At 74.8% G+C, this 24,280-nt stretch carries 25 protein-coding genes; 11 read left to right on the forward strand and 14 right to left on the reverse strand.

Annotation, left to right across the window (positions count from 1 at the left end; genetic code table 11):
* Positions 1-42 precede the first annotated feature (42 nt).
* From ACU616_RS22655 to ACU616_RS22675, 5 genes are read right to left on the reverse strand one after another with little or no spacing between them, the layout of a single operon-like run.
* Complete coding sequence (locus tag ACU616_RS22655) at positions 43-1,281, reverse strand: ABC transporter substrate-binding protein (protein ID WP_446760667.1); 1,239 nt, start codon at positions 1,279-1,281, stop codon at positions 43-45.
* An 8-nt stretch (positions 1,282-1,289) separates the two neighbouring features.
* Positions 1,290-2,528 (reverse strand): branched-chain amino acid ABC transporter permease, encoded by a 1,239-nt coding sequence (locus ACU616_RS22660; protein ID WP_446760668.1) that lies wholly within the window; start codon positions 2,526-2,528, stop codon positions 1,290-1,292.
* On the reverse strand, positions 2,521-3,411 hold the full coding sequence (locus tag ACU616_RS22665; protein WP_446760669.1) for a branched-chain amino acid ABC transporter permease: 891 nt from the start codon (positions 3,409-3,411) through the stop codon (positions 2,521-2,523). The genes ACU616_RS22660 and ACU616_RS22665 overlap by 8 nt, the downstream gene beginning before the upstream one ends.
* Positions 3,408-4,274 carry an ABC transporter ATP-binding protein gene (locus ACU616_RS22670; RefSeq protein WP_446760670.1) on the reverse strand — a complete coding sequence of 289 codons (867 nt, stop codon included), beginning with the start codon at positions 4,272-4,274 and terminating at the stop codon, positions 3,408-3,410. The genes ACU616_RS22665 and ACU616_RS22670 overlap by 4 nt, the downstream gene beginning before the upstream one ends.
* Entirely contained in the window at positions 4,271-5,059 is a 789-nt protein-coding gene (locus ACU616_RS22675) for an ABC transporter ATP-binding protein (protein WP_446760671.1), read from the reverse strand. Before ACU616_RS22675 ends, ACU616_RS22670 begins: the two co-directional genes overlap by 4 nt.
* A gap of 395 nt (positions 5,060-5,454) precedes the next feature.
* Here ACU616_RS22675 and ACU616_RS22680 point away from each other — a divergent pair, with 395 nt between their 5' ends.
* On the forward strand, positions 5,455-7,059 hold the full coding sequence (locus tag ACU616_RS22680) for an acyl-CoA synthetase (RefSeq protein WP_446760672.1): 1,605 nt from the start codon (positions 5,455-5,457) through the stop codon (positions 7,057-7,059).
* Between the two features lie 130 nt (positions 7,060-7,189).
* Positions 7,190-8,434, forward strand: coding sequence for a polyhydroxyalkanoate depolymerase (phaZ, locus tag ACU616_RS22685; RefSeq protein WP_446760673.1), 1,245 nt, complete (start codon positions 7,190-7,192; stop codon positions 8,432-8,434).
* Positions 8,435-8,505: 71 nt separating this feature from the next.
* Here phaZ and ACU616_RS22690 read toward each other — a convergent pair whose 3' ends face one another.
* The 5 genes from ACU616_RS22690 to ACU616_RS22710 form a co-directional block, all read right to left on the reverse strand.
* Positions 8,506-9,267, reverse strand: a complete 762-nt coding sequence (locus tag ACU616_RS22690; protein WP_446760674.1) for an SDR family NAD(P)-dependent oxidoreductase — start codon at positions 9,265-9,267, stop codon at positions 8,506-8,508.
* Between the two features lie 35 nt (positions 9,268-9,302).
* Positions 9,303-10,370, reverse strand: a complete 1,068-nt coding sequence (locus ACU616_RS22695) for a transketolase family protein (protein ID WP_446760675.1) — start codon at positions 10,368-10,370, stop codon at positions 9,303-9,305.
* Positions 10,367-11,242 carry a transketolase gene (locus ACU616_RS22700; protein ID WP_446760676.1) on the reverse strand — a complete coding sequence of 292 codons (876 nt, stop codon included), beginning with the start codon at positions 11,240-11,242 and terminating at the stop codon, positions 10,367-10,369. Before ACU616_RS22700 ends, ACU616_RS22695 begins: the two co-directional genes overlap by 4 nt.
* A gap of 18 nt (positions 11,243-11,260) precedes the next feature.
* On the reverse strand, positions 11,261-12,685 hold the full coding sequence (locus tag ACU616_RS22705) for an MFS transporter (RefSeq protein ID WP_446760677.1): 1,425 nt from the start codon (positions 12,683-12,685) through the stop codon (positions 11,261-11,263).
* A 223-nt stretch (positions 12,686-12,908) separates the two neighbouring features.
* Positions 12,909-13,568, reverse strand: coding sequence for a GntR family transcriptional regulator (locus ACU616_RS22710; RefSeq protein ID WP_446760678.1), 660 nt, complete (start codon positions 13,566-13,568; stop codon positions 12,909-12,911).
* A gap of 138 nt (positions 13,569-13,706) precedes the next feature.
* On the opposite strand from ACU616_RS22710, the gene ACU616_RS22715 reads away from it, so the two are divergent.
* Complete coding sequence (locus tag ACU616_RS22715; protein ID WP_446760679.1) at positions 13,707-13,883, forward strand: hypothetical protein; 177 nt, start codon at positions 13,707-13,709, stop codon at positions 13,881-13,883.
* Between the two features lie 162 nt (positions 13,884-14,045).
* The gene (locus tag ACU616_RS22720; RefSeq protein WP_446760680.1) at positions 14,046-15,218 is read left to right on the forward strand and encodes an acyl-CoA dehydrogenase family protein; all 1,173 of its coding nucleotides are present in this window, start codon (positions 14,046-14,048) and stop codon (positions 15,216-15,218) included.
* Positions 15,219-15,269: 51 nt separating this feature from the next.
* On the opposite strand, the gene ACU616_RS22725 is transcribed toward ACU616_RS22720, so the two are convergent.
* Together ACU616_RS22725 and ACU616_RS22730 are read right to left on the reverse strand one after the other, a co-directional pair.
* Positions 15,270-16,208, reverse strand: a complete 939-nt coding sequence (locus tag ACU616_RS22725) for an anti-sigma factor RsbA family regulatory protein (protein WP_446760681.1) — start codon at positions 16,206-16,208, stop codon at positions 15,270-15,272.
* Positions 16,205-17,056 carry an MEDS domain-containing protein gene (locus ACU616_RS22730; protein ID WP_446760682.1) on the reverse strand — a complete coding sequence of 284 codons (852 nt, stop codon included), beginning with the start codon at positions 17,054-17,056 and terminating at the stop codon, positions 16,205-16,207. Before ACU616_RS22730 ends, ACU616_RS22725 begins: the two co-directional genes overlap by 4 nt.
* A gap of 198 nt (positions 17,057-17,254) precedes the next feature.
* Between ACU616_RS22730 and ACU616_RS22735 the strand changes: the two genes are divergently transcribed.
* The 5 genes from ACU616_RS22735 to ACU616_RS22755 are packed head-to-tail and all read left to right on the forward strand — an operon-like array spanning position 17,255 to position 20,966.
* Positions 17,255-17,776, forward strand: coding sequence for a sigma-70 family RNA polymerase sigma factor (locus ACU616_RS22735; protein ID WP_446760683.1), 522 nt, complete (start codon positions 17,255-17,257; stop codon positions 17,774-17,776).
* The gene (locus ACU616_RS22740) at positions 17,760-18,839 is read left to right on the forward strand and encodes a hypothetical protein (protein WP_446760684.1); all 1,080 of its coding nucleotides are present in this window, start codon (positions 17,760-17,762) and stop codon (positions 18,837-18,839) included. The genes ACU616_RS22735 and ACU616_RS22740 overlap by 17 nt, the downstream gene beginning before the upstream one ends.
* Entirely contained in the window at positions 18,836-19,801 is a 966-nt protein-coding gene (locus ACU616_RS22745) for an ABC transporter ATP-binding protein (RefSeq protein ID WP_446760685.1), read from the forward strand. The genes ACU616_RS22740 and ACU616_RS22745 overlap by 4 nt, the downstream gene beginning before the upstream one ends.
* The gene (locus tag ACU616_RS22750; protein WP_446760686.1) at positions 19,798-20,646 is read left to right on the forward strand and encodes an ABC transporter permease; all 849 of its coding nucleotides are present in this window, start codon (positions 19,798-19,800) and stop codon (positions 20,644-20,646) included. The genes ACU616_RS22745 and ACU616_RS22750 overlap by 4 nt, the downstream gene beginning before the upstream one ends.
* A 59-nt stretch (positions 20,647-20,705) precedes the next feature.
* The gene (locus ACU616_RS22755; RefSeq protein WP_446760687.1) at positions 20,706-20,966 is read left to right on the forward strand and encodes a hypothetical protein; all 261 of its coding nucleotides are present in this window, start codon (positions 20,706-20,708) and stop codon (positions 20,964-20,966) included.
* Between the two features lie 59 nt (positions 20,967-21,025).
* On the opposite strand, the gene ACU616_RS22760 is transcribed toward ACU616_RS22755, so the two are convergent.
* Both ACU616_RS22760 and ACU616_RS22765 read right to left on the reverse strand, forming a co-directional pair.
* A complete protein-coding gene (locus ACU616_RS22760) occupies positions 21,026-21,307 on the reverse strand; it encodes a hypothetical protein (protein WP_446760688.1) in 282 nt (93 codons plus the stop codon).
* A 144-nt stretch (positions 21,308-21,451) separates the two neighbouring features.
* A complete protein-coding gene (locus ACU616_RS22765; RefSeq protein ID WP_446760689.1) occupies positions 21,452-22,180 on the reverse strand; it encodes a GntR family transcriptional regulator in 729 nt (242 codons plus the stop codon).
* A gap of 221 nt (positions 22,181-22,401) precedes the next feature.
* Here ACU616_RS22765 and iolC point away from each other — a divergent pair, with 221 nt between their 5' ends.
* Both iolC and ACU616_RS22775 read left to right on the forward strand, forming a co-directional pair.
* The gene (gene iolC / locus ACU616_RS22770; RefSeq protein ID WP_446760690.1) at positions 22,402-23,364 is read left to right on the forward strand and encodes a 5-dehydro-2-deoxygluconokinase; all 963 of its coding nucleotides are present in this window, start codon (positions 22,402-22,404) and stop codon (positions 23,362-23,364) included.
* The gene (locus ACU616_RS22775; protein ID WP_446760691.1) at positions 23,357-24,280 is read left to right on the forward strand and encodes a class I fructose-bisphosphate aldolase; all 924 of its coding nucleotides are present in this window, start codon (positions 23,357-23,359) and stop codon (positions 24,278-24,280) included. Before iolC ends, ACU616_RS22775 begins: the two co-directional genes overlap by 8 nt.

Consider the following 24,280-nt stretch of genomic DNA (forward strand, 5'->3'; position numbering starts at 1 on the left):
CGGCGCCCCCTCCCGGGTGGGGCGGGGGCGCCGGTCGGTGGATCAGCCGGCCAGGTCGCTCGCCAGCTCGCCCTCGAAGGCCTCCTGCACGACCTCGGCGCCGCCGGGGACGTCGGCCGGCCGCAGGACGATGCTCTGCGTGCTCGGCGACACCCCGTTCTCGAACCCGTTGATCGGCACCAGCAACCCGCCGGTGTCGACGTCGGAGAGGTCGTCGAAGGCGTTGAGCACGCCCTCGCGGGTGAGGTCGCCGTCCTCGCAGGCCGACGTCAGCACCTGGTTCATGACGTCACCCATGGCGTACCCGAAGATCGCGCCGAGGCTCGGCGTGGTGTTCGGGTAGGCCGCCTGGTACTCCTGCAGCAGGTCGGGCTGGGAGTCCCACGCGGTGATCGGCGAGGACACGTAGAGGTGGTCCTTGAGCCACTGCGCCGAGGGGCCCTGCAGCAGGCCGGGCGCGAAGACGGGGTTGTTGCCCAGGATCGGCACGTCGAGGCCCTGGGCCTGGGCGACCGCGGCCACCGAGGCGGTCTGCGCGGGGGCGACGGTCAGGACGATCGCCTTGACGCCCTCGGCGGCGAACTGGGTGACCTGCGCGGACATGTCCTGGTCGCTGGACTTGATCTGCGCCTCGACCACCTCCAGGCCGCGGGCCTCGGCGACGGCGCGGGTGCCGGCGAGGCCGTTCTCGCCGTACTCGCCCTCGAAGTAGATGTGCCCGACCTTGTCGCCGTCCTTCAGCAGCCCCTGGTCGAACAGGTACTGGTAGCCGTTGGCCAGCTCCACGTCGTAGGTGGCGCCCAGGACGCCGGTGCCCGGGATCTCGGTGAGCGTGCGGGCCCAGGCCGACGGGAAGTTGACGATCTGGTCGCTCTCGTAGTCCGCGGCCAGCGCGGTGTTGATCGGCGAGCCGATCGTCTGCTGCATGGCGAGGATGTTGGGCTCCATGCCGGAGTACAGCTGTACACCGGTCTGCGGCGCGTAGGTCGTGTCCTGGACGTCGAGCTCGACGTCGTAGGTGTCGCAGACCTGGTTGTCCTGCCAGTACAGCGTGTTGCCGTTGGTGATGTCGGTGCCCAGCGCCGCGAAGACGCCGGTCAGGTCGGTGAGCACACCGAGCCGGATGGTGGTGCCCTCGACGCCGACGTCGGTGGCGACGTCCCCCTCGCCACCTCCCCCGCCGCCGCCACTGCTGCCGCCGCTGTCCGGTGCCTTGGTGCTGCAGCCGCTGACCGCGACGACGACCGCAGCGGCCAGGACGGTGGCCCCCCGTAGACGCATTCCTGCTCTCATGTGGTGCTGCTCCCTTGCGCTGGTGGATCGGACGGGTCGGGGACGGTGGTGCTCGGTCCCGAGGCCGCGGAGGCGCTCGGGGATCCGCGGCCGGGTCTGCGACCCCGGCGGCGGAAGCGGTTGGCGAACCCGGCCAGGCCGCCGGGCTCGAAGAGGACGACGAGGACGATCGCCAGGCCGAAGAGGTAGCGGGCGGCGATGCCGGCGTTGATGCCGCCCTCGCCGGGGGCGCTGACCAGCGGCAGCACGTCGGCGAACTGCTGGAACACCAGCGGCAGGGCGGTGACGAAGGCCGCGCCGAGCGCCGCGCCGGCGACCGAGCCCAGCCCGCCGAGCACGATCATCGCCAGGTAGAGGATCGACACGGTCAGGCCGAAGGACTCCGGGGCGATGCTGCCGATCGACAGCGCGTACATCACGCCGGCGAGCCCGGCGTACATCGAGCTGACGAGGAACACCCGGGCCTTGTAGGCCTGCACGTTGACGCCCATGACCGAGGCGGCCACCTCGCTGTCGCGCAGGGTCTGCAGCGCCCGGCCCGGCCGGCTGCGCAGGAGGTTGCGGGCGAAGAGGTAGGCGGCCAGGGCCAGGACGAGGCCGAGGTACCAGAGCCGCTCGGCCTCCCGGAAGGGGACGCCGAGGACGTAGAGCTGCGGGTCGTCGTTGCCGAAGCTGAACCCGAACAGCGAGAACTCCGGCACCGAGCGGCCGTTGAAGCCGCCGGTGACCGGCGTCCAGGTGTTGAGCACGTGCACGCCGATGAACACCAGGCCCAGCGAGGCGACGCCGAGGTAGATGCCGCGCAGCCGGGCCGCGATCGGGCTGAACAGCAGGCCGGCCAGGCCGGCGAGCAGGACGCCGACGACCATGCCCAGGACCGGCGGGAGCTCCAGGCCGCGCAGCGCCGCGCGGGTGCCGAGGCCCCCGGACTCGCCGGAGACGTAGGTGTAGCTGACCGCGCCGACGGCGAGGAAGAACGCGTGCGCCAGCGACAGCTGCCCGGTGGTGCCGACCAGCAGGTTCAGGCCGATGGCGCCGACGATCGCCCCGGCGACGGCGAAGCCGGTGCGCAGCCAGAACTCCTCCACGTACAGCGGGAGGACCAGCAGCACGACGAGCAGGGCGAGCAGCAGCAGCGGCTTGAGGAAGCGGGCCGGGGACCGCCGGGCCGCCGACCCGGACGCCGCCGGGGGGCGGCGGGTGGCGCCGGCCGGCGCGGACAGGGTGTCAGACACGGGTGAGCTCCTTGGTCCCGAACAGGCCGGAGGGCCGGACCAGCAGCACGATGATCATCACGACGTAGGGCGCGACCTCGCCGAAGCCGCGGCCCAGGAAGGACAGCTGGTCCTGGTAGCCGGCCGCGAGCGCCTCGGTGATGCCGATGAGCAACCCGCCCACCAGGGCGCCGCCGGTGGAGTCCAGCCCGCCGAGGATCGCGGCGGGGAAGGCGCGCAGCGCGACGGTGTAGGCCGCCGCGCTCACCCCGGGGGTGGGGGCGCCGACGAGGAACAGCGCGGCGACGGCGGCGAGGACGCCGGCGACCACCCAGGCCAGCGCGGAGACCCGGCCCTGGCGGATGCCCATGAGCGCCGCGGCCTCTCCGTCCTCGGCCGACGCGCGCATCGCCACGCCCCAGCTGGAGTACTTGAAGGCGGCGAAGAACGCGACGATGAGCACCGCGGCGACGCCCATCGCGATCAGCCGGTTCTCGCTGATGCCGATGCCGCCGATGCGCACCGACTCGCCGCCCCACGGGTGCGGCACGTTGAGGATGTCCGGGCCGATCCGCCGGATGAGCTCGGTGAGCAGGATGATGTCGACGCCGATGGTGACGATGGCCAGGCTGATCACCGGGGCGCCGCGGAGCCGGTTGATGATGAACCGCTCGACGAGGAACGCGGCGAGCGCCGTGACGAGGATGCCGGCCAGCACCGCGGGGAGGAAGCCGAGGCTGTCCGACGTCCGGGCGATGGTGTAGGCGCCGAGCAGCAGCAGCGAGCCGTGGGTGAAGCTGACGACCTCGCTGGCCTTGAAGATGATCACGAAGCCGAGCGCGATGAGCGCGTAGATGGCGCCCAGCGAGATGCCGTTGAGCAGCAGGGACAGGAACTGGGTCACGACGGGCTCCCCGTGGCCTCGGTGGGATGGGCGGTGACCGCGTCGGCGGGACTGTCCTCGGTGCCCGAGCCGAGATAGGCGCGGATGACCTCGGGGTCGGACTGGACCTCCGCCGGGGTGCCGTCGGCGATGCGGCGGCCGAAGTCCAGGACGGTCACCCGGTCGGCCAGGGACATGACCATCCCCATGTCGTGCTCGACGAGGATGACCGAGATGCCCAGGCCGGCCCGGATCTCCCGGATCGCGTCGGCCATCCGGACGGTCTCCTGGGCGTTCATGCCGGCCACCGGCTCGTCGAGCAGCAGCAGCCGCGGCTCGATGCACAGCGCCCGGGCCACCTCGACCCGCTTCTGGTCGCCGTAGGACAGCACGCCCACGGGGGTGTGCAGCTTGTCGCCGAGGTCGAGGAACTCCGCGATCTCCCGGATCCGCGCACCGTGCACCTTCCCCTCCCGGGTGGCCCGCGGCAGCCGCAGCCCGGAGGACAGGAAACCGGCCCGGGTGAGGTGGTGGCGGCCGAGCATGAGGTTCTCGGCGACGGTCTGCGCGCCGGACAGCGCGATGTTCTGGAAGGCGCGGGCCACCCCGACGCCGGCGATCTGGAACGGCCGCATGGCGCTGAGCCGGGCCTCGCCGAAGCGCACCTCCCCCTCGGTGGCCCGGTAGACGCCGGAGAGGACGTTGAACAGCGTCGACTTGCCGGCGCCGTTGGGGCCGATGACGGCGTGGATCGAGCCCGGCGCCACGGTGAACGAGACGTCGTTGAGCGCCCTGATCGCGCCGAAGGCGACGCTGACGTGCTCGACCTCGACCGGCGGGACGTCGGACCGGACCCCGCCGTCGGCCACCTGCGGGCCGCTCACGCCGACCACCGCGACAGCGTGCGGCGCGGCGCCTGCGCGGTCCGCTGCTCGGGTGCGGCGCCGGTGTGGCCGAGGTAGAGCCGCTGCACCTCGTCGGTGCGCGCCAGCTCCCGGGCGTCGCCGGACAGCGACACCCGGCCGACGTCGAGGACGTAGGCGCGGTCGGCGACGCCGAGGGCCATGGTGGCGTTCTGCTCGACGAGCAGCACCGAGGTGCCCTGGCGGTTGATCTCGGCGACCACCTCGCCGATCTGGCCGATGACGCGCGGCGCCAGGCCGAGGGAGGGCTCGTCGAGCAGCAGCAGCCGCGGACTGGCCATCAGGGCGCGGCCGATGGCGAGCATCTGCTGCTCACCGCCCGACAGCAGCCCGGCCCGCTGGGAGGCCCGCTCGCGCAGCACCGGGAAGAGGTCGTGCACGCGGGCGACGGCCGCGGCCTTGGCCGACCGGTCGCGGTTGCCCATCCCGCCGGCGCGCAGGTTCTCCTCGACGGTGAGCCGGCCGAAGACGCGCCGCCCCTCGGGCACCTGGACTATGCCGGCCCGCACGATCTGGCCGGGGTCGCGGCGGGTGAGGTCGAGGTCGCCGAAGCGGACCGTGCCGGCGTCGACGCGGCCGCGGTGCAGCCGCAGCGTCCCGGACACGGTGCGCAGCAGGGTGCTCTTGCCGGCGCCGTTGCTGCCGAGGACGGCGACCACGGCGCCGTCGGGCACCTCCATGGACACGCCGCGGACGGCCTCGACCGCACCGCCGTAGGTGACCTGCAGCGAGTCGACGGTCAGCACGGGCTGACCTGGGGTGACGGGGACCACATGCGGCGGAACGATAAGCGGCTGGTCAGCCACGGATGGGTGAGGACGCGAGACCGTGACCTACCGGTGATACGGACCCGGACCGTCCGCCATCCCGCGGCGGCGGGCACCGTCGGTGCCGCGGCCACGGCGCGCACTGCGCGGCCGTGCCGGCCGCCGGCCGGTGCTGGGGACCACCCGCCGCCCCCATCGGGCCGGCGCGGTCCCGCACGCGGGAGCCGCATCTGGGGACGAGCGCGGTCGTCGTCGCTCCGCCGGACGGGGGAACGGAGCTCCCGGACGGGCCGGAGGTCCCACTAGCTTGTGCTCCGGGTCACGCGGGAGCGTCCCCGTACGACCGCAGCGGGCCACAGGAGGAAGGGACGACCGTGTTCGACGAGAACCTGACCGCGACGATCGCCCGGTCCCGCCGGCACGCCCTCGGCGACCTGCTGCGCCGCTCGGCGGCCCGCACACCGGGGAAGACGGCCCTGCGCTACCGCGAGCGGTCCCACACCTACGCCGAGCTGGACGCGGTCGTCGACCGCACGGCGAACGCGCTGGCCGCGCGGGGCGTGGCCCGGGGCGACCGGGTCGCGCTGCTCTCGCACAACGACGACGGCTACGTGGTGCTCACCTTCGCGCTGGCGCGGCTGGGCGCGATCGCCGTCCCGGTCAACTTCATGCTGCAGGCCGGCGAGGTGGCCTACATCCTCGGGCACTCCGGGGCGACCGGCGTCGTGGTGGAGTCCGCACTGCTGCCGGTGGCGCGGGAGGCGCTGGAGCTCTCCGGGCGGGACCGGGACGTGCGGGTGCGCGGCGTGCTCGACAGCGGCGTGCTCGGCGGCGGCGGGCCGGTGCCGGAGGGCTGGGAGCCGGTCGAGACGTGGGCGGCGCACGCCGACGCCACGCCGCCGGACGTGCCGGTCGCCGATGACGACGTCCTGCAGCTGATGTACACCAGCGGCACCGAGTCGCGGCCCAAGGGCGTGATGATGACCAGCCGCAGCCTGGTCACCCAGTACGTGAGCTGCATCGTCGACGGCCGCTACGGCGCCGACGACGTCGCCCTGCACGCGCTGCCGCTGTTCCACGTCGCCGCCCAGCACTGCTTCCTCAACCCGAACCTCTACCTCGGCGGCACCAACGTCGTCCTCGACGGGCCCGACCCGGCCACGGTGCTGGAGACGATCGAGCGCGAGGGCATCACCAGCCTGTTCTGCCCGCCGACGGTGTGGATCGGGCTGCTGCGCTCCCCCGACTTCGACCGGCGGGACCTCTCCTCGCTGGCCAAGGGCTACTACGGCGCGTCGATCATGCCCGTCGCCGTCGTCGAGGAGCTGCGCCGCCGGCTGCCGGGGATGGCGCTGTTCAACTTCTACGGGCAGACGGAGATGTCCGCGCTTGCTCTGGTCCTCCCCCCGGAGGACCAGCTGCGCAAGCCGGGATCGGCCGGCACGGCCTGCATCAACGCCGAGACCCGGATCGTCGACGACCTCGACCGGCCGGTGGGCCCCGGCGTCGAGGGCGAGATCGTGCACCGCAGCCCGCACGCCACCGCCGGCTACTGGAACGACCCGGAGAAGACCGCGGAGGCCTTCCGGGGCGGCTGGTTCCACAGCGGCGACCTCGGTGTCGCGGACGAGGACGGCTACATCACCGTCGTCGACCGCAAGAAGGACGTGATCAAGACCGGCGGCGAGAACGTGGCCAGCCGCGAGGTCGAGGAGGTCCTCTACAGCCACCCCGCGGTGGCCGAGACCGCCGTCTTCAGCATCCCCCACGAGCGCTGGATCGAGGCCGTGGCCGCGGTGGTGGTGCCGCGGGAGGGGCAGACGGTGGACACCGCGGAGCTGATCGCCTTCTGCCGCGAGCGGCTGGCCGGGTTCAAGACGCCGCGCTACGTCGCCGTCGCCGACGCCCTGCCCAAGAACGCCAGCGGCAAGATCCTCAAGCGGGAGCTGCGGACGACGTACGCCGGTCTCGCCGGGTGACCCGCCCGCGCCTCCCTGCCGGCGCGCCGCGCCGACGAGGGGGTCTGCGCAGGCCGGGTGCGGAACCGTCGGTTACCGTCGGGTAGGTGTGGCGCGGGCCACACGCCCGCGCGACCGAGGGGACCGACCTGTGCTCTACACCGCCTATGAGTGGCAGCAGCGGCTGACCGCTCCGGCCCGGACGTCGTCAGCGCTGACCGTGCGGGCCCTGGAGGCACTGCCGGCCCCGCTGGCCGGGCTGCCCGGTCCCCGCCGGCTGCGAGCCGCCTGCCGGATCGTGGCCGAGGCCCGGCCCACCCACGTCCGCCCCGACTGGGGCATCGACGCGGTGGCGGTCGACGGCAGGCCGGCCGAGGTGGTCGTGGGGTCGGCGCTGTCGACGCCGTTCGCCGACGTCCTGCACTTCGCCAAGCCCGGGGTCACCGGCCAGCCGCAGGTGCTGGTCGTGGGGCCGATCTCCGGGCACTTCACCACGCTGCTGCGGCCTACGGTCCGCACGCTGCTGGCCGACCACGACGTGTACGTCGTCGACTGGCACAACGCCCGCGACGTCCCGGTGTCCGCGGGCCGGTTCGGGCTCGACGAGTACATCGACCACATCCTGCAGGCGCTGCGGTTGCTGGGCCGCGACACGCACGTCATGGCCGTCTGCCAGCCGGCGCCGCTGGTGCTGGCCGCGGTCGCCGTGCTGGCCGCCGCCGACGACCCCGCCCAGCCCCGCAGCGTCACGCTGATGGCCGGGCCCATCGACACCCGGGTCAACCCCAACCGGGTCAACCTCAACGCCGGCCGGCACTCGCTGTCGCGCTTCGAGCGGCTGCTCATCACCACGGTCCCGGCCCGCCACGCCGGCGCCGGTCGCCGCGTCTACCCCGGGGTCACCCAGCTGACGGCGTTCATGTCGATGAACCCGCGCCGGCACATGGACGCCCACCTGCGGATGTACCGGGCGATGGTCGCCGGCGACGAGGCCGCGGCCGCGACCACGCGCGCCTTCTACGACGAGTACGGCGCGGTGATGGACGTGCCGGCGGAGTTCTACCTCGAGACGGTGCAGCGCGTGTTCATGGAGCACCACCTGCCCCGCGGCGTCTTCACCTGGCGGGGCCGGCGGGTGGACCCGGCGGCCATCACCGACACCGCGCTGCTCACCGTCGAGGGCGCCCAGGACGACATGTGCTCACCGGGGCAGACCGAGGCGGCGCACGGGCTGTGCACCGGGATCCCCCCGGAGCGTCACCGGCACCACCTGCAGGAGGGCGCCGGCCACTACGGCGTCTTCGCCGGGAAGCGCTGGGAGGCCGAGATCTACCCGGCCTTCCGCGCCTTCGTCGCCGAGCAGGAGCGCGCCCGGACGGCCGCCGCGGCCCTCTGAGGCAGCAGGACGCGACGGGGGTCGTGCCCGGGTCGCCCCCCGGGCACGACCCCGTCGCGTCGCGTCGGCCGTCAGTGGATGTGCGAGCCGCCGTTGACGTCGTAGGTGGCCCCGGTGACGTAGCCGGTCTCCTCCCGGCACAGGAAGGTGATGAGGTCGGCCACGTCGGCGACCCGGCCGTTGCGGCCGACGGGGATGCCCGCGACCAGCTGGGTCCTGCGCTCGCCCTCCAGCGCACCGCCGGTGATGTCGGTGTCGATCAGCCCGGGCGCGACGGCGTTGACCGTCACGCCGTGCGGGCCGAGCTCGCGCGCCAGGGCCCGGGTGAAGCCGAGCTGGCCGGCCTTGGCGGCGGAGTAGGCCACCCCGCCGAAGACGCCGCCGCCGCGCTCGGCCGAGACCGAGGAGAGGAAGACGATCCGGCCGAAGCCGCGCTCGGCCATGCCGGGCGCCAGGCGGCGGGTCACGTTGAACGCGCCGCGGATGTTGACCGCGAAGATGCGGTCCCACTCCTCGCCGCTGACCTCGAGGAACGGCGTGGGCGAGGTGATGCCGGCGTTGTTCACCAGGGCACCGACGGGGGGCAGGGCGCCGGCGAGGACGCCGAGGGCGGCGTCCACGGAGGCCTCGTCGGTGACGTCGCAGCCGATGCCGACGGCCTGGACGCCGTTGCGGTCGGCCACCTCGTGGGCGGCGTCCTTGGCGCTGGCCTCGTCAAGGTCGAGGATCGCGACGTTCCAGCCGGCGGCGGCCAGGGTGTGGGCGGTGGCGCGGCCGATGCCGCGCTTGGAGCCGGCGCCGGTGACGACGGCGGTCTTGTCGGAGACGGACACGGTGTCCTCCAGGAGGGTCGAGGGGATCGAGGGGGTCAGGCGGTGGCGGGGGCCGGGTCGACGGCCAGGGCATCGGCCGGGTCGGCGGCCGGGCGCGGGCCGGCGGCGCCGCTGAGCTCGGCCCGCACCCGGGCGACGACGGCGTCGGTGGACAGGCCGTAGCGGTCGTGCAGGGTGGGTAGCGCGCCGGCGGCGAGGAACTCGTCGGGCAGCGCGATGGGCACCACCCGCGTGCCGGCCCCGGCGAAGGCGAGCGTCGAGGCGACGGACTCGGCGAGCCCGCCGACCACGGTGTGGTTCTCCAGCGTGACCACGAGCCGGTCGGTGCGGGCGGCCCGCAGCACCGCCTCGGTGTCCAGCGGCTTGATCGTCGGCACGTGCAGGACGGCGACGTCGACGTGGTCGGCCTCCAGCCGCGCCGCGGCCTGCAGCGCCCGCATGGTCATCAGGCCGGTGGAGATGAGGACGACGTCCCGCCCGGTGCGCAGCTCGGCGGCCCTGCCCAGCTCGAAGCGGTAGTCGTACTCGTCGAGCACCGTGGGCACCGCACCGCGCAGCAGCCGCAGGTAGGTGGGACCGGGTGCGTCGGCCAGCGCCGGCACGGCCTGCTCGATGTCGACCGAGTCGCAGGGGTCGACGATCGTCAGGTTCGGGCAGCCGCGGAGGATCGCCAGGTCCTCGGTGGCCTGGTGGCTGGGCCCGTAGCCGGTGGTGAGGCCGGGCAGGGCGCCGACGACGTTGACGTTGAGGTTCGGCTCGGCGATGTCCAGGCAGAGGAAGTCGTAGGCCCGCCGGGTGGCGAACACCGAGTAGGTGGAGGCGAAGGGCACCAGCCCGACCTCCGCCATCCCGGCCGCCGTCCCGAGCAATGACTGCTCGGCCATGCCCATCTGGAAGAAGCGGTCCGGGTGGGCGTCGCGGAAGACGTGCATGTCGGTGTACTTGGCGAGGTCGGCCGACAGCCCGACGATCTCGGGCCGCTGCTCGGCCAGCCGGTTGAGGGCGTGGCCGAACGGTGCGCTGGTCGTGCGCTGACCGGGGTCGGCGAACGAGGCGATCATCGCCGAGGTGGTGAGCTTCTTGCGGGGGGCCGTGCCGGTCATCGGGCCAGTCCTTCCTGCAGCTGGTCGCGGGCGATCTGCCACTCGTGCTCCTCCACCCGCATGAAGTGGGCCTTCTCGCGGTTCTCCAGCAGCGGCACGCCGCGGCCGATCCGGGTGTCGCAGATGACGACCGAGGGCGAGCCGCGGTGCTCGCGCACCTCGTCGAACGCGTCGACGAGTGCGGCGACGTCGTTGCCGTCGACGCGGACGGCGTGCCAGCCGAAGGCGCGCCACTTGTCGGTCACCGGCTCGGTGCGCAGCACGCCGGCGGTGGGGCCGTCGGCCTGCAGCGCGTTGACGTCGACGATCGCGGTGACGTTGTCCAGTTCGTGGTGGGCGCAGGCCATCGCGGCCTCCCAGGTCGAGCCCTCGTCCAGCTCGCCGTCGGAGAGCAGGTCGACCACCCGCGCCCCGTTGCCCTGGTGGCGCAGCCCGAGGGCCATCCCGGTGGCTACGGCGAGCCCGTGGCCGAGCGAGCCGCCGGAGATCTCTACGCCCGGCGTGTAGGAGGCCATGGCCGACATGGGCAGGCGCGAGTCGTCGGAGCCGTAGGTCTCCAGCTCCTCGGCCGGGAGGGTGCCGGCCTCGGCCAGCGCGGCGTACAGCGCGATGGCGTAGTGGCCGATGGAGAGCAGGAAGCGGTCCCGGTCGGGCCAGTGCGGGTCCTCCGGGCGGTACCGCAGCTGGTCGGTGTAGACGACGGCGAGGACGTCGGCGACGCCCAGCGCCTGGCCGATGTAGCCCTGCCCCTGCACCTCCCCCATGTCGAGGGCGTTGCGGCGGATCCGGTACGCGGCCTGGCGGATCCGCTCGATCCGCTCGGCGCGGTCGTCGGTGCGGGGTGCCGCCTGGGGTGTGGTCAGTGAGGTCATGAGGTGCTCCTCCTCGGGTCAGTCGGTCGTCGAGTCGGCCGTCGGCCGGCGCTCGGACGTCGCGGAACGGGGGGTGGGGACGGCGGACGGCGTCCGGAGGCTGCGCTCCAGGGCGGCGACCTCCTCGCGCTCGGCCGGCCCCCAGGTCTCGCGGGTCAGCAGCGCGGCGACCAGACCCAGCAGGCCGTAGCCGCTGAACAGCAGCGCCGGGCCGATCCAGCCGTACCCGGCGTAGAGCGCGGTGGTGATCAGCGGGGTGAAGCCGGAGACGACGGCCGAGAGCTGGTAGGCCAGCGAGGCGCCCGTGGTGCGGGTCTTGGTGGCGAAGAGCTCGGAGAACCAGGCGCCCTGCACCCCGGCCAGCATGTTCTGCAGGACCGCGTAGCTGACGACGAACGCGACGACGATGGCCACCGCGGCGCCGGTGTTGACCACCAGGAACAGCGGGATGCCCCACAGCAGGTGCAGCGCGGTGCCCAGCAGGTAGACCGGGCGCCGCCCGATCCGGTCGGTGAGCGCGCCCCAGCAGGTGGTGGCGACGATGCCGATCCCGGCGGCGATCATGGTCGCGGTGAGAGTGACCGGCCGGTCGGCCAGCTCCTCGGAGGCGATGTAGGACAGCATGAACGTGACCGACACCGCGTAGCCGGCGGTCTCGGTGATCCGCAGGCAGAAGGCCCGCAGGATGTTGCGCCAGTCGTCGCGGAGCACCTCGAGGAGCGGGTTCTTCGAGAGCTCGCCCTCCTCCTTGAGCTCCTCGAACTCCGGGGACTCCTCGACCTTGAGCCGGATGACGATGCCCACGACGATCAGGACGGCGCTGAGCAGGAACGGCACCCGCCACGCCCAGGAGCCACCCAGCGGGACGCTGGCGAGGAAGGCGAGGTTGGCCAGCAGCAGCCCGACCGGGAACCCGGCCTGGGTGATGCCGGTGTAGAGACCCTTCTTCCGCCAGGGGGCGTGCTCGAAGCACATGAGGATCGCGCCGCCCCACTCGGCGCCGAACGCCAGGCCCTGCACGACCCGCACGACCACCAGCAGGATCCCGGCCCAGATGCCGACCTGCTCGTAGGTGGGCAGGGCGCCGATGAGGACCGTCGCGATGCCCATGAGCAGCAGGGACCCGACGAGGACCGGCTTGCGGCCGACCCGGTCGCCGAGGTAGCCGCCGATGATCCCGCCGAGCGGGCGCACCGCGAAACCGATGCCGAGCGTGGCGAAGGACAGCAGCGTGCCCGACAGCGGGTCCTCGGCGGGGAAGAAGGCGGTGTTGAAGTACAGCGCGGCCGCGATGCCAAAGCCGATGAAGTCGTAGGTCTCGATCGTCGCCCCGACGGAGCAGCCGACGGCGACCTTCTTCTTCGTCGGTGTGCCCTCGATCGGGTGCCAGCTGGCGACCTCCTCGAGGTGTGGATCGCGGACGGGTGGATGCCGCTCGGTCACGGTGACCTCCAATGGCCGGGTGTGCGTCGGAACCCCGTTGAGCGTTGACTGTTGACAGTCAACTGGCGACCAGAGTGGGTGGTGCGGGTCATGGTGTCAAGGGTCACCTCGCGCGACCTGTGTCCGCGCAGGTGAGGACGCCGGCGAGGGACGGAGAGGACGGGCGGCCCCCTGCAGGGGCCCGCCGCGAGCTCGCGAGCGGTGGGGAGCAGGGGGTCCTTGCTCAGGCGGAGGCGGAGGCCCGGGCGAAGTGGTCCGCGGCACCGGCCATGTGCTCGTCGACGACCTGCACGGCGGCCTCGACGTCCCCGCGCTCGATGGCCTCGACGATCGGGACGTGCCGGTCGCGGCTCATCATCGGCGCCTGGAGGGCCGCGCCGTTGAGGATGGCCACGCGCATCCGGCCCTCGAGCCGCTGCCAGGCCTCGACGAGCATGGAGTTGCCCGACAGCTGGCAGAGCAGCAGGTGGAAGGCGAGGTCCGCCGCCATCCGCGCGGCGGGCTCGTCCGAGTCGGAGAGCCGTTCCACGGCCGCCCGCAGCGCCTCGGCGGCGGACGCACGCCGGGGCGAGGCGATGACCTCGCGGACCGCCAGCCCCTCGAGCGCGGCGCGCACCCGGAACAGCTCGCGGACCTCGGCGGGGGTCAGGCTGTTGACCCGCAGCATGCCGCGGGTCCCGGCGGTGACCAGGCCCTCCTGCTGCAGGTGCCGCAGCGCCTCGCGCACGGTGCCGCGGCTGACGCCCAGCGAGCCGGCCAGCTCGACCTCGCCGAGGTGGTCCCCCGGCCGGTACCGGCCCGAGAGGATGGCCGACCGCAGCGCCTCGAGCGAGCGCTCGCGCAGCGTGCTGCGGTCCAGACTCGACAACGGCTCGACGCTCACGACACCCCCAGGCTCGACCGCAGCATAACTGTCGACTGTCGACCGACCACCCCGATCCTCAATCCGGCGGGTCCCCGTCCGCGGTGGGGGGAGCGGGTACGGAGGGCCGCGCGGCACCCGCCGTGCCAGGCTCCGGACATGGCCTTCGACCTCCACCGAGCCGACGGCGAAGTCATCCGCTTCGACGACGCCGCCCGGTTCAGCTTCACCGCCACCGGCCACCTCGTGATCTACGACGCGCGGGGCAACAAGACCCTCTTCAGCCACCACAGCTGGAACTGGATCGAGGAGCCGGTCCCCCCGCCCCGGACGTGAGCGCGCCGGCGCGGTTCCCCGGCGGCGGCCCGCGGACCGCCGCCGGGGGACGGGCGCGTGGCCGGTCGTCCCGACGCCCAGCGGCGCGGGCACGTCCGCACGGGCCGGTGGACCCGTGCCCGACCGATCCCCTCGAGCGGCCCGACGACCCCAGGAGGCCCCGTGCCCGACACCGCGACCACCGGCACCGACCTCGACGACCTGCGCGCCCGCACCCGCGCGCTGTGCGCCGGGTTCCCCGACGCCTACTGGCGCGAGACCGACCGCGACCGCCGCTACCCGCGGGAGTTCGTCGACACCCTCACCGCGGCCGGCCTGCTCTCGGTCCTCGTCCCCACCGAGTACGGCGGCGCGGGGCTGGGCGTGACCGCCGCGTCGGTGGTCATGGAGGAGATCAACCGCTCCGGCGGGCACTCCGCCGCCTGCCACGCGCAGATGTACACCATGGGCGCCCTGCTGCGGCACGGCAGTCAGGCGCTCAAGGACACCTACCTGCCGCCGATCGCCTCGGGCGAGCTGCGGCTGCAGGCCTTCTCGATCACCGAGTCCGCTGCCGGCTCCGACACCACCGCCATCGAGACGACCGCCACCCGCGACGGTGACGACTTCCTCATCAGCGGGCACAAGAACTGGACCAGCCGCATCGCGGAGTCCGACCTGGCCCTCGTGCTGGCCCGCACCAGCGAGAAGGCCGCCGACCGGACCCGCGGGCTCACCCTGTTCCTCCTCGACCTGCGGCAGGTGTGCGCCGAGCAGCCCGGGACCCTCGAGGTCTCCCCGGTGCGCACGATGTTCAACTACGCGACCAACCAGGTCACCTACCGGGGCGTGCGGGTGCCGGCCGACCACGTCGTCGGCCAGGTCGACGCCGGGTTCCGGTACGTCATCGACGGGTGGAACGCCGAGCGGATCCTGCTGGCGGCCGAGGCGATCGGCGACGGCTACTGGTTCGTCGAGCGGGCGGTCGCCTACGCCACCGGGCGGGAGGTCTTCGGCCGCCCGATCGGCGCCAACCAGGGGGTGCAGTTCCCGATCGCCGACGCCTACATGAAGGTCCGCGCCGCCGACCTGATGCGCTACGAGGCCGCCCGGCTCTTCGACGCCGGCGAGCCGTGCGGCGCCGAGGCCAACATGGCCAAGCACCTGGCCTCCGAGGCCAGCTGGGCGGCGGCCAACACCGCGCTGGACACCCACGGGGGCAACGGGTTCGTCGACGAGTACGACGTCGAGCGCAAGTTCCGCGAGACCCGCCTGTACCAGGTCGCGCCCGTGGCGAACAACATGGTCAAGGCCTTCGTCGCGACCAAGGTGCTGGGACTCCCCCGGTCCTACTGAGCCCCACCGGGCACCGCCCCTGGGTCAGGAGCCCCGGGTCAGGAGCCCGGCTCAGCGGCCGAAGTACAACCGGACGGCGGTGCCCGCCGGACCGGACCGCACGGCGGCGTCGTCGGCCAGGCTCCAGGCCAGCCACATCCCGTGCGGTCCGTCCGCCGCGGCGGGCGGCACGAAGCCCAGCGTCTCGTCGGGCAGGCCCGGCCCGGCGTCGCTGACCTCGACGACGAGGGTGTCCGCGTCGGTCCAGGTGGCGACCTCGGCGAAGGCCGCCACCCGCAGCGCGTTGGTGACCAGCTCGTGGCCGGCCGGGACGACGTCGCCGAGCCGGGCCCGCCGGTCGGGCGGCACCGCCGCGCTCATCGCGCGGCGCGCCTGCACCGGCGTCGTGACCAGGTGGACGGCCGCGTCGGCGGGGCGCGGCGTCCACGGCGGCTGCACCTCGCGCAGGAAGCGCACCGGGTCCGCGTAGGCCGGCTGCGGTGCCGGCGCGCTCCCGTTCCAGGTCAGCGGGTGCGTGCGGGCCACGGCGGCGAGGGCCGCGGCCGGCAGCCGCTGCGCGTCGTGCAGGCACAGGCTGTAGTACGGCAGCGCGCCGTAGCAGCGGTTGGCGACCGCCTCGAAGCGGCTCCACCCCCGGCCGTCGTCGTCGTGGGCGGACCACACCGGCTCGGCGGCCAGCCGCCAGCGCGGCGCGCGGGCCCGCAGCGCGCGCAGCTCGCGGTCGTAGGCCTGCAGCGTGGCGTGCCCGCCCCGCCACCACGTCTCCGCGGACGCGAAGGTCGTCAGCCGGCCGAGGTCGTCGCCCAGCTGCTCGGCGAGCAGCGACCGGACCCGCTCGCCGGCGACCACGAGCACCGGCTCCCCGCGGCGGAGCCCCTCGTCCACGAAGGGCACCACCCGGTCGACGAGCTCGGCGTCGGCGGCGAAGACGAACCCCTCGTGGGCCAGGCCCGTGCCGTTCCAGTCCCCCGTCGGGCGCACCGTCCTCACGCCCCCTCGGCCTCCAGGCCGACGAGGTCCAGGCCGAAGAGGTCGAGGCACCGCAGGACCGCCCGCCGCGCCCCGGTCATCCGCACCCGGGTCCCCCGCGCGGCCAGCTCGCGCACCGCGCCCTCGAGCACGCGGGCGCCGGCGACGTCGAGGAAGCGCAGGTCGGTGAGGTCGAGCACCAGCTCGCCGGCGGTGCCACCGGCGACGTCGGTCAGCGCGGTGGCCACGTGCGCGGCCTCGGTCCGGTCGACCTCCCCGTGCAGCGCCAGGGTCGTCCCCCGCCCGGACAGGTGCGCCAGCGGCTCGCGGCCGCCCAGGTGCTGCGCCGGGTGCAGGACGGCGACCGGGCCGAGCACGTCGTGGCCCGCCGCGTCGTCGTAGAGGCACAGCGCGGTCATCGGGACCTCGTCCACGAGCACGTCGGCGAGCTGCTCGTAGGCGTGCAGCTGCCGGAGCGCGGGCCGCTCGGCGGCGGCCAGCGCGCTGATGTCCGCGGCCACGCGCAGGCCGCTGCGCCCGCCGTCGAGGGCCGCCCGCACCGCGTCGCGGTAGCGCCGCACCTGCTCGGCGGGGACCAGCTCCCCGCCGGCGGCGTAGGCGTCCTCGAGGGTGCGCAGCTGCAGCTGCCCGCTGTCCAGCAGCTCGTCGCGGTCGGGCAGCCCGTCGGTCGCGGTGAGCAGGACCGGCCGGGACGCGCCGACGAGCAGCAGCTCCTCGCCGAGGCGGCGTCCCTCGTCGAGGAAGGGCACCACCGCGGCCGCGAGCCCGGTCGCGTCGGGGAAGGTCCAGCAGACGTGGTCCCCCGGCCCCAGACCGGTCGGGGAGTCCAGCTCCCGTGGAACGGTCACGGGGCCGACGGTACCGGCCGGGGCCGGTGGTGTCAGGGTCCCCGACGACCGCCGTGCGCACCGCGCGGGTGGGTGTCACATCCGCGGCCGCGGCGGTGCTGTAGGGATGTGGACGTCGTCAGGCAGGTACCCGTGGCCCTGAGGACCCCCGGCGTTCGCGGGACCGCGCCGGGGCGCGCCGAGCGGAGGGACGGGGCCGTGGCAGGCAGGGACGGCGCCCCCCGGGCCGACCTCGAGCAGGTCTTCCGCGACGGCTACCCCCGGGTGGTCGCCGTCGCCGCCCGCGTGCTCGGCTCGCGCGACGAGGCGGAGGACGTCGCCCAGGAGGTGTTCCTCTCCTGGGCCCGCTCGTCGGTGCCGACCGCGGAGGCGCCGGGCTGGCTGGCGGTCGCCGCCGCCCACACCGCGCTCAACCACCTCCGCTCGGGCCGCCGCCGCGCAGCGCGGGAGGAGGCCGCGCACGCCGGGGCGGACCGGGAGCCGCTCGCCCCCGACGTGGCCGACACCGTCGTCGTCCGCGAGGAGCGCAGCCGCGTGCGGGCCGCGCTCGCCCGGCTGCCCCGGCGGCAGGCCGTCGCGCTCGTCCTGCGCCACAGCGGCCTGAGCTACGCCGACGTGGCGGCCGCCCTCGACCTCTCCCCCGGCAGCGTCGGCACGACCGTGCGACGCGCCGAGTCCGCCCTTCGCGAGGAGTTGACCCCTGATGCGCCACCCCACTGACGGCACGCTGCGCCGCCTGCTCGACGAGCCGGCCGGCGTCCCCGACGACGACCGCGCCCACGTCGCCGGCTGCCCCGAGTGCCTGCGCGGCCTGGCCGCCGCCCGCGCCGACGCCGCGGCCGCCGGCGCGGCCCTGTCGGCGCCGCCGGCCCCCGACGTCGACCTGGCCTGGCGGCGGTTCTCCGCGACCGCCGCCGCCGACGCCCGGGGCCCGGCTCCGGCACCCGCCCGCGCCGGGCGGTGGCGCCGGGCGGTCCGCAGCCCCGTCGCCGCGGCCCTCGGCGTCGCCCTCGTCCTGGGCGGCGCCGGCGCGGCGGCCGCCGGCGACTGGCTGCAGGTCTTCCGCACCGAGGAGGTCGCCGCGGTCCCGGTCACCACCGCCGACCTCGTCGGGCTGCCCGACCTGTCCGCCTACGGCGACCTGCGGCTGGTCACCGACCCCGACGTCCGCGAGGTGCCCGACGCCGCGGCCGCGCAGGCGGCGACCGGGCTCGACGTGCCGCAGGTCGCCTCCCTCCCCGCCGGGGTGACCGGCGAGCCGGCCTACACGGTGGGCGGCCAGGCGGTCGCGGAGTTCACCTTCTCCGCCGACCGGGCCGCCCAGGCGGCGGCCGCGGCCGGCGAGACGCTGCCGCCCCCGCCGGCCGGGCTCGACGGCAGCGTCTTCCAGCTGCGCGCCGGCCCGGGCGTGGCCGCGGTGTGGTCGGAGGCGCGCGGGGTGCCCGCCCTCGTCGTCGCCCGGGTGACCGCGCCCACCGCGTACTCCTCCGGGGTGCCGTTCGAGACCGCCCGCGACTACCTGCTGTCGCTGCCGGGGCTGCCCAAGGAGCTGGCGGAGCAGCTGCGGGGCTTCGCCGGCGACGGCACGACGCTGCCGCTGCCGATCCCGGCGGAGTTCGCCACGTCGTCCACCGCGGACGTCGGCGGGCACGAGGCCACCGTCCTGGCCTCCCGCGACGGCACGATGACCGGCGTGGTGTGGGTCGCCGACGGGGTGGTCACCGGGGTCGCCGGCTCGCTGGACGAGGACGAGGTCCTCGCCGTCGCCCGGACCCTGGGGTGAGCACCGGCACCGCCGCCCCCGCCGGGGAGGAGCTGCTCGCCCGGCTGCCGCCCTCGCCGGCGGTGTGGTGCAGCGGGCTGCGCAAGCGGTACGGACGGCGGACCGCCGTCGACGGCGTCTCCTTCGCGGTGGGCCGCGGCGAGGTCCTCGGGCTGCTCGGGCCCAACGGTGCGGGCAAGACCAGCGTCATCAAGATGCTGCTCGGGCTGGTGCGCCCCGACGCCGGCGAGGTGCTGCTGCTGGGCCGGCGGGCCCGCGACCCACGGGCCCGCGAGCGGGTCGGCTACCTGCCCGAGCTCTTCCGGTACCAGCCGTGGCTGACCGCGGCGGAGGTGCTGGCCCTGCACGTGCGGCTGGCCGGCGCCCGCGTCCCGGACGACGAGCAGCGGCGGTGCCTGGCGCTGGTCGGGCTGGCCGAGCGCGCGGGCGACCGGGTGGGCGGCTTCTCCAAGGGCATGCAGCAGCGGCTGGGGATGGCCGTGGCGCTGGTCGCCCGCCCGGAGCTCGTCGTCCTGGACGAGCCGACCAGCGCGCTGGACCCGCTGGGCCGGGCCGACGTCCGCGACGTCGTGCTGTCCCTGCGGGAGCGCGGCGTGGCCGTCCTGCTCAACTCGCACCTGATCGGCGAGGTGGAGCGGGTCTGCGACCGGGTGGTCGTCCTCGACCGCGGCCGGGTGGCCGCCTCCGGGACGCTCGCCGAGCTGCTCGGCCGGCGGGAGCTGCGGCTGCGCCTGGGCGGCCTCTCCGCCGCGGCGCAGGCCCGGCTGGCCGCGGTCGGCGCGGTCACCCGCCACGGCGAGGAGGTCACCGTCGCGCTGCCCGCCGACGACGACGGGTCGGTCGTGCCCGGCCTGGTCGCCGACCTGGTGGGCCTGGGCGTGCGGGTGCACGCGGTCGAGCCGGCGCGGATCAGCCTGGAGGAACGGCTGCTGGGCATCCTGCGCCACGAGGAGGGACCGTGACCGTCCTGACGGTCGCCGGGCTGACGCTGCGCGAGGCGGCCCGCCGCAAGGTGCTGCGCGCCCTGGGCGTGCTCACCCTGGCGCTGCTGGGCCTGTCGGCCTGGGGCTTCGCCAAGCTGGCGTCGGTCGACCCCGAGTTCGGGGCGCTGACCAGCGGCGAGGCGCGGCTGGTCGCCTCCCAGCTGCTCAACCTCGTCATGTTCGGCCTGAGCCTGATCGCCGCGCTCGGGACGGCGTTCCTGGCCGGCCCGACGCTCTCGGGCGAGGTGGAGTCGGGCATGGCGCTGGCCGTGCTGGCCCGGCCGGTGCGCCGCAGCACCGTGCTGCTCGGCAAGTGGCTGGGGCTGGTGGCCTTCGGCAGCGGGTTCGTCGCCGTGGCCGGGCTGGCGCAGTTCCTCGTCGTGCAGGTCACGGTCGGCTACTGGCCGCCGGACCCGGTGGTCGGGCTGCTGCTGCTCGCCGCGCAGACGACGGTGCTGATGACGCTCGCGCTGCTGCTGTCCACCGCCGTCTCCCCGATGGCCTCGGGCATCGTCGCGGTCGGGCTGTTCGGCGCCACCTGGGTGGCCGGCGTGGTCGGCAGCGTCGGTGAGGTGGTCGGCAACGACGGCGTGGCGCAGGTGGGCACGGTCTCGCGCGTGCTGCTGCCCACCGACGGGCTGTGGCGCGGCGCCATGTACGCCTTCCAGGACACGACGGCGTTCGGCGCCCTGGGCGCCGGGTTCGAGGGCTCCCCGTTCCTCGGGGTCGCCCCGCTGAGCGCCGGCTACCTCGCCTGGGTGGCCGTGTGGCTGCTGCTGATCGGCGGGCTGGCCGCGCTGTCGTTCACCCGCCGGGACGTGTGAGCGCCGCCCCGCCGGCGGGTACCGCGAGCGACGGGGAGGCGGACGGCGAGGAGGTGGGCGTGGCGCGAGGACGGCGGAGCGGGCTGCAGGAGGAGCTGCTGCGCCTGCTGCGCCCGCCGGTGCCCCGGCGGGCGGAGCTGCTCAGCGAGCGGGTGGCCCCCGCGCTGGCGGCGATCGGCGACCGCATGGCCGGCCGGCCGGCCGACGAGGTGCTCGAGGTGCTCGACGCCGCGGTCCGGGACGCCGGCGGCACACCGGACCGCGCGGCGCTGCGGGAGTTCGCCGCCCAGGTCGAGGCCGGCGAGAACCCCTTCACCTGAGGGAGGACCCCGTCCCCCCCCTCGCAGGCTCGGGGCCGGCCCCGGGACGGGGCCGTGCGTCAGCGGGTGCGGAAGAGGTCGCGGCGGGCCTGGCGGACGAGGGCGGCGGCGGCCTCGCCGTCGGCGTCCCCGCGGCCGGCGATCAGGGCGGCGAGGTCGTCGCGGTCGCTGACGGTGGCGTAGTCGGCGAGCTCCTGCCGCACCGCGCGGCGGGCGCGCCGCGCGGCACGGCGGCGACGGAGCGCGTCCAGGAAGGGCAGCTCGGGGGTGGTGGCGGCGTAGGCGAAGGCGGTGCCCTGCATGGTGGTCTCCGTGGTGTCGGTCGGTGTCTCCTCCTCCATGGTCGGCCACCGGGCTTGGCAACTGTCGCCGGGACACTGTGAGTGTCCCCACCACGGGTGAGCAGATGTGGCCGGAGCCACCGTCTCCCGGAGCCGCGGTGTCCGGCAGGTCCTGTCGACACCCACTGAGTGGACCGGGTGCGGTCAGCGGCCGACGAGCGTCGTCTCGAAGTCGTAGCGGGAGGCGCGGTAGACGTGCCGGCCGTACTCGACGGCGGCGCCCTGGTCGTCGAAGGCGGTCCGCTGCATCGTCAGCAGCGCCGAGCGCGGAGCCTCCTCCAGCAGCCGGGCCTCGTCGGCCCGGGCCAGTCGCGCCCCGATGCGCTGGTGGGCCACCCGCAGGTGCACGCCCTGGGCGCGCAGGTACTGGTAGAGACCCCGCTCCGTCAGCTCCTCGACGGTGGGCCGGAAGCGCCCCGGCAGGTGGTTGGTCAGCAGCGCCAGCGGCTCGCCGCGCGAGCGCCGCAGCCGGCGCAGCACGACGATCTCGTCACCCTCGGGCAGGTCGAGCTCCTCGGCCACGTCGGCCGGCGCGGGCACCCGCTCCAGGGAGAGCACCTCGGTGGTGGGTGCGTCGCCGGCCCGTGACAGGTCGTCGTAGAGGCTGGTGAGCTCCACGGAGCGCCGCACGTGCGGCTGGATGACCTGGGTCCCGACGCCCCGCTTGCGCACCAGCAGCCCCTTGTCGACCAGCTCCTGCACCGCCCGGCGCACCGTCGGGCGGGAGAGCCCGTACCGCTGGGCGAGCAGGACCTCGTTCTCCAGCCGCGAGCCGGCCGGCAGGGCGCCCCCGGTGATCGCGCCCTCGATCGCCGAGGCCAGCTGGAAGTACAGCGGCGTCGGGCTGGACCGGTCGATGTCGAACACCAGCACAGGGACCTCCTCGGCTGTGGGCGCCGCACGCGTGCGGCCGACGACCCGCACGCCGCGGTCATGATCGCACCTGCGCACGTCCTGTTGTCCTCACTCGTACGGGGCGCTCGACGTCCCGACGTCCTGTTGCCTTCATGTCCTAACAAAGTCTTGACACGACCGTGTGTGCCGGAGCACAGTCGCCAGGGCAGGCCGACCGACGAGCAGGGGAACGGAGCACCGTGGGAAACGCCCGGGAGATGGTCGTGATGGGCCGTAGCGGGGTCGACGTCTACCCCCTGCAGGTCGGGGTCGGCCTCGAGGACGTCGAGACGTTCGGGAAGTTCCTCGGCGGCAGCGCCGCCAACGTGGCGGTCGCCGCGGCCCGGCTCGGCCACGCCACCGCCCTGGTCACCGGCGTCGGCGACGACCCGTTCGGCCGGTTCGTGCGGCGGGCGCTGCGCGACCTCGGCGTCGACGACGGCCTGGTGGTGGTCGACCCGGCCCACCCGACGCCGGTCACCTTCTGCGAGATCTTCCCGCCCGACGACTTCCCGCTGTACTTCTACCGCCGGCCCACCGCCCCGGACCTGCAGGTCCGCCCGGAGGACCTCGACCTCGCGGCGATCCGCGACGCGGCGCTGTTCTGGGCGACGGTGACCGGCCTGTCCGAGGAGCCCAGCCGGTCGGCCCACCACGCCGCGTGGGAGGCCCGGGGACGGCGCCGGCACACCGTGCTGGACCTGGACTACCGGCCGATGTTCTGGGCCTCGCGCGAGGAGGCGTCGGCGCAGGTGCGGGCGGCCCTCCCGCACGTGACCGTCGCCGTCGGCAACCGCGAGGAGTGCGAGGTCGCCGTCGGCGAGACCGAGCCCGACCGCGCCGCCGACGCGCTGCTCGACGCCGGGGTGGAGCTGGCGATCGTCAAGCAGGGGCCCCGCGGGGTCCTCGGCAAGACCCGCACCGAGCGGGTCGTCGTCCCGCCCACGCCGGTCGAGGTCGTCAACGGCCTCGGCGCCGGCGACGCGTTCGGCGGGTCCCTCGCCCACGGCCTGCTCGCCGGCCTGCCGCTGGAGCAGCTGCTGCGCAACGCCAACGCCGCCGGCGCGATCGTCGCCTCGCGGCTGGAGTGCTCGACGGCGATGCCGACCGCCGACGAGATCGCCGCCCACGTCACCGCCTCCCTGGAGGGCACCCGTGTCTGACACCGCCCTGTCCCCCGCCGAGGTGCTCGGCGCGCCGCCGCTGTGCACCACCTACGCCGAGGTCACCGAGCTGCGCAGCCGCGACCCGCAGGCCATCGGCCGGGCCCTGGCCGCGCGGCGCCGGCGGTCGTCCTTCCTGCCCGAGGACGGCCGGCTGATGCTGGTCGCCGCCGACCACCCCGCCCGCGGCGCGCTGTCGGCGCAGGGGCGGCCGACGGCGATGAACAGCCGCACCGACATGCTCGACCGGCTCCGGACGGCGCTCGCCCGCCCCGGCGTGGACGGCCTGCTGGCCACCGCGGACATCGCCGAGGACCTGCTGCTGCTGGGCGCGCTCGAGGACAAGGTCGTGGTGGCCTCGATGAACCGCGGCGGCCTGGCCGGCTCGAGCTTCGAGCTCGACGACCGGATGACCGGGTACGACGTCGCCGGCGTGGTCGAGGCCCGCTTCGACGCGGCCAAGATGCTCAACCGGATCGACCTCGACGACCCCGGCACGGTGCGGATGCTGGAGACCGCCGGCCGCGCGGTCACCGAGCTGGCCCGGGCCGGCGTGATCGCCATGCTCGAGCCGTTCCTGTCCCGGCGGGTCGACGGGCGGGTCACCAACGACCTCAGCCCCGACGGGGTGGTCAAGTCGGTGCACATCGCCCAGGGCCTCGGCGCCACCTCGGCCTACACCTGGCTCAAGCTGCCGGTGGTCGCCGAGATGGAGCGGGTCATGGACGCCACCACCCTCCCCACCCTGCTGCTCGGCGGGGACCCCTCGCGCCGGCCGGAGGAGACCTACGCCAGCTGGCGCGACGCCCTGGCGCTGCCCGCGGTGCGGGGCCTGGTCGTCGGCCGCACGCTGCTCTACCCGCCCGACGACGACGTCGTCGCCGCCGTGGACACCGCCGTGTCCCTCGTGCACTGA

This window comes from Geodermatophilus sp. URMC 62 (genome assembly GCF_052931475.1).

Excerpts from the sequence above, each read along its gene's own strand:
- ACU616_RS22760 (WP_446760688.1), bottom strand. The coding sequence starts at position 21,307 with ATGGAGGAGGAGACACCGACCGACACCACGGAGACCACCATGCAGGGC.
- ACU616_RS22700 (WP_446760676.1), bottom strand. The coding sequence starts at position 11,242 with ATGACCTCACTGACCACACCCCAGGCGGCACCCCGCACCGACGACCGC.
- ACU616_RS22655 (WP_446760667.1), bottom strand. The coding sequence starts at position 1,281 with ATGCGTCTACGGGGGGCCACCGTCCTGGCCGCTGCGGTCGTCGTCGCG.
- ACU616_RS22740 (WP_446760684.1), top strand. The coding sequence starts at position 17,760 with ATGCGCCACCCCACTGACGGCACGCTGCGCCGCCTGCTCGACGAGCCG.
- ACU616_RS22695 (WP_446760675.1), bottom strand. The coding sequence starts at position 10,370 with ATGACCGGCACGGCCCCCCGCAAGAAGCTCACCACCTCGGCGATGATC.
- ACU616_RS22715 (WP_446760679.1), top strand. The coding sequence starts at position 13,707 with ATGGCCTTCGACCTCCACCGAGCCGACGGCGAAGTCATCCGCTTCGAC.